This window comes from Massilia sp. BGA-UO-ETr-WB1 (genome assembly GCF_059567845.1).
On sequence record NZ_JCAQOT010000005.1, the window covers coordinates 1 to 4,096 of the forward strand.

Annotated in this window: 4 protein-coding genes; 1 reads left to right on the forward strand and 3 read right to left on the reverse strand. The window is 65.1% G+C overall.

The genetic code is table 11. The annotated features are described in order from the left end of the window. Positions 1-238: 238 nt before the first annotated feature. From AC56DV_RS00525 to AC56DV_RS00535, 3 genes are read right to left on the reverse strand one after another with little or no spacing between them, the layout of a single operon-like run. The gene (locus AC56DV_RS00525) at positions 239-1,684 is read right to left on the reverse strand and encodes a LutB/LldF family L-lactate oxidation iron-sulfur protein (RefSeq protein WP_496312365.1); all 1,446 of its coding nucleotides are present in this window, start codon (positions 1,682-1,684) and stop codon (positions 239-241) included. After that, positions 1,681-2,364 (reverse strand): LutC/YkgG family protein, encoded by a 684-nt coding sequence (locus AC56DV_RS00530; RefSeq protein ID WP_496312368.1) that lies wholly within the window; start codon positions 2,362-2,364, stop codon positions 1,681-1,683. Before AC56DV_RS00530 ends, AC56DV_RS00525 begins: the two co-directional genes overlap by 4 nt. Then, positions 2,364-3,155: a (Fe-S)-binding protein gene (locus AC56DV_RS00535; protein WP_496312366.1), complete on the reverse strand. Its 792-nt coding sequence runs from the start codon at positions 3,153-3,155 to the stop codon at positions 2,364-2,366. Before AC56DV_RS00535 ends, AC56DV_RS00530 begins: the two co-directional genes overlap by 1 nt. A 119-nt stretch (positions 3,156-3,274) precedes the next feature. On the opposite strand from AC56DV_RS00535, the gene AC56DV_RS00540 reads away from it, so the two are divergent. Beyond that, the gene (locus AC56DV_RS00540; RefSeq protein ID WP_496312367.1) at positions 3,275-3,973 is read left to right on the forward strand and encodes a FadR/GntR family transcriptional regulator; all 699 of its coding nucleotides are present in this window, start codon (positions 3,275-3,277) and stop codon (positions 3,971-3,973) included. The last annotated feature ends 123 nt before the right edge of the window (positions 3,974-4,096 follow it).

Here is a 4,096-nt window from a genome sequence, read left to right on the forward strand (position 1 = left end):
TGAGCTAAGAGGCTTGCGCCTCCGGCATCATCATCAAACGCCCACACTTATCGACTGTTAATTTTTAAAGATCTGCTGCGTTTGACAAAGCGTTTTGTTTGTCAGCAGCGAAGAAGGAAGATTATGAGGCTTGTCGTTACATCCGTCAACCCCCTGCTTCTCCCTTCTATCCTGCGCTGCGTATGTTCAGCAGCGCGGGGACAGAACTATAGCAAGCCGCTGCGCGGCTTGCAAGGATTTATTCAGGCTGTCCCTTATCGCGCATCAAATCGGCCAGGCTGCGCGGCGCCGGCTTCAATGGCGCGCGGTGCTGCGTCCAGCCCAGCTGCTCGGATGGCGTCAGCACGCGGAAGCGGGTCGCGGCCCAGCGGAACAGCTTATATACCGAGGGATGGGAAAACGCCCCGCTCCAGAAGCGCCATACCAGGCGGTCGCCACGGCTGAACTTCGCGCCCTGTCCTTTCAAGGGATGGGCCACCTGTTCCTGCGGATTGCGGTTCGCTTCCGTGCGCAGCCGCACCAGCAGCGACGGGATCGGAATCCGCACAGGGCACACTTCGCCGCAGGCGCCGCACAGGCTTGACGCGGTGGCCAGGTCTGCGGTCGCTTCCAGCCCGAGTAAATGCGGAGAGATGATCTTGCCGATCGGCCCCGGATAGGTGGTGCCGTAGGCGTGGCCCCCGATGCGTCCGTACACCGGACAGTGGTTCATGCACGCGCCGCAGCGGATGCACTGCAAGGTGGAGCGCAACTGCTCGTCCGCGTATGCCTGCGTGCGGCCGTTATCGAGCAGCACCAGGTGCATCTCGCGCGGACCATCCAGCTCCCCCTCGCGGCGCGGCCCGGAAATCAGGTTGAAGTAAGTGGTGATCGGCTGCCCGGTCGCGGAGCGCGTCAGCAGGCTGGCCAGCGGCACGATGTGCTCCAGCTTCGCCACCACTTTCTCCATGCCCATGAGGGCGATATGCACATCCGGCACCGTGGTCGACAGGCGGCCGTTGCCTTCGTTCTCCACCAGCCAGATCGTGCCCGTATCGGCCGCCGCAAAATTCACGCCGGACAGGCCGATATCGGCTTCCGCGAACGCCGTGCGCAGCGCCCGCCGGCCGGTCTGGATCAGCGTATCGACATCTTCGCTGTAGGCGGCGCCAGGAATATGCTGCTCGAACAGGGCGCCAATGTCCTGGCGCGTCTTGTGGATGGCCGGCATGACGATGTGCGACGGCTTTTCCCCTGCCATCTGCACGATGTATTCGCCCATGTCCGATTCGATGCACTCCACACCGCGCTCGCCCAGGTAGTGATTCAGCTCTATTTCCTCGCTGGCCATCGACTTACCCTTGATGACCTTGCGCGCACCATGCTGCTGCGCGATGCGCGCGATGATCTCGTTGGCTTCATCCCCCGTCTCGGCCCAATGCACATGCACGCCGGCGGCAGTCAGCCGCTCCTCCAGCTGCACCAGCAGCTGCGGCAGGTTGGCCAGTGCGTGCTTGCGGATCGCCTCGCCCAGATCGCGCAATTCCTCCAGCTCATCCGCATCGGGGAACTGAGTGCTGCGCTTGGTCTGCAGGAAGTCCATCGCGCCACGGAAGCTGGCGCGCAGCTTGGGATCGTTCAGTGCCGTTTTCGCGCGCTGGTGAAAGTCTTCCGGCGCGACGAAGTGCATAGTCTGCCCGCTCATGGCTTGTTCCTTTCAGTGACGATCACGACCCACATCCAACGCGGACCGTGCGCGCCGAAGGCCAGGGTTTGCTGGATGTCGGAGGTTTTCGATGGCCCGGACGCCAGCACCAGGTTGCTCGGCATGCCCTCGCTCCAGCACTCCGCGCGCGCCGCATCATGCAGAGTGGCGTGCAGCGTGTCCGCATACACCAGCGCGATATGCAGCGGCGGCACCAGCGATACGGTGCGCGGCGTCCGCGCATCGGGCGCCAGGATCAGGGTGCCGGTGGCGGAGATGCCGGAGCGGACCACCGTGAAGCCCGCATCGATGGTGCGGAACAGTTCCCCCTTCCAGACCTCCAGTGGACCGGCGAAAGACAGCGCTTCCATGTCCGTCGGCAGTGCGCCGGCCAGTGCTGCGCCTTCGGCGCCGGCCGTGTCGAGCAGCAGCCGCTTGACCCCGTGCGCGGCCAGCTTTTCGGCAAGCTGCGCCGGCCATTCGTTCGCCGTGGCGCGCCAGACTTCGGCGCGCGATGCGCGCAACGCATTTTCCAGCGCATCGATCCGCGCCGCGGCATCGGGACGCGGCCCCGCATAGTGCGCGGTAATCCGGGCATCAAGCGCATCGAGGGCGTGGGGCCCACCTGCCGCCGGCGCCGCCGCCCGCAGGCGGCCCAGCATGCGTTCGCGTGCATTCATCATGCCTGCCCCTCCCCGCCCGCCGCCAGGCCGTTCGCCCGGCGCCACAAGAAGCTGGCCATGTGCTCCACTTCCAACGGTGCACTTTGCGCCCGGGCCGCGTGGCCGATATTGAGCAGGCAGGCGCAGTCGGCGGACACCACCCGCCGCGCGCCGGTCGCGCATGCCGATGCGATTTTGTCGGCAACCATGGCGCCGGAAATGTCCGGGTGCTTCAGGCAGAAGGTGCCGCCGAAGCCGCAGCACTCCGATTCGCGCACATGCTCCAGGCGCTGTACGCCGGGCAGTTCATCCAGCAGCGCCACGCCATGCACGCGCGTGCCCATTTCCCGCCGCGCGCCGCACGAGGTATGCAGCACCACCGCTTCATCCGCCTGCTGTTGCGCCGGATACTGCACGTGCAGCACGTTCAGCAGAAATTCGCTCAGCTCGTAGACGCGTTCGGACAGCCGGCGCGCCTGTGCAGACAGCGCCGCATCGCTGGTGAACAGCTCGGGCCAGTGGTGCCGCATCATGCCGGCGCAGGAACCGGATGGCACGATCACCGGCCAGTCCTGCGGGAACAGCGCCATCTGCGAGCGCGCCACTTCGCGCGACTGCTCCGGATTGCCGCTGCTGTAGGCGGGCTGGCCGCAGCAGCTCTGGCCGCGCGGATAATGCACCGTCACGCCTTCGCGCTCCAGCAGGCGCACCGCATCGAGGCCGGCTTGCGGCATGAACAGGTCGATAACGCAGGTGCCGAACAGATAGACATCGGATGGCGGCGAGGCCGGATAGTGACGCGCTTGCATTTTGTCTCCGCGATTGCTGACGTAAGCCGCCATCATTCGCGCAATTCCTCATTCGCACAAATTGGTTGGACCAATTTTTGGTATCCTGTTCGGTCAGGCATGAATGGAGCAGAAATCCGATGAGACAGGAAGCGGGCCGCGTGGAAGGCGTGATGCGGCAAATCGAAACGGCGCTGCTGGACGGCAGCTACCCGGCCCATGCGCGGCTGCCGGCCGAACGCGTGCTGGCGGAACAATACGGGGTGTCGCGCAACACGGTGCGCGAGGCGATCCAGCGGCTGGCTGCGCGCGGGCTATTGCGCAGCCGGCAGGGTGCGGGCGTCTACGTGACGGAGCAGTTGCGCACCGGGCCGCCATCGCCATGGGGCCAGTTGATTGCCGACCATCCGGCGGTGCGCGACGATGTGCTGGAATTCAGGCGCGTACTCGAAGGCGCGACCGCGTATTTTGCGGCGCTGCGCAGCACGGAGGCGGACCGCGAACGCATCCGCGCGCAGCTCGCGGCGCTGGAACAGGCGCGCCAGGCCGACGACCATCCAAGCGAAGCGGCGGCCGACGCGCGGCTGCACGAAGCGATTGCACTGGCGTCGCACAATTCGATGTTTTTGCATCTGCATGCGAGCGTGATCGGCATGCTGCGCGAGCACATCACCTTCAACGGCAGCAGCCTGCGCGCGCAGGAAGCGGAGGTGGGCAAGCAGTTGCTGGGCCAGCACCGCACTATTTGCGACGCGATCTGCAGCGGTCAGGCGGACGACGCGCGCCTGGCGATGCAAAGCCACATCGATTACGTCGCCAGCAGGGTGTCAGGCGAGTAAACGCAAAAAACCCCGCCAGGATCACCCGGCGGGGTTTTGCTTATAACTAGCCTGACGATAACCTACTTTCACACTGGTTGCAGCACTATCATCGGCGCAAAATCGTTTCACGGTCCTGTTCGG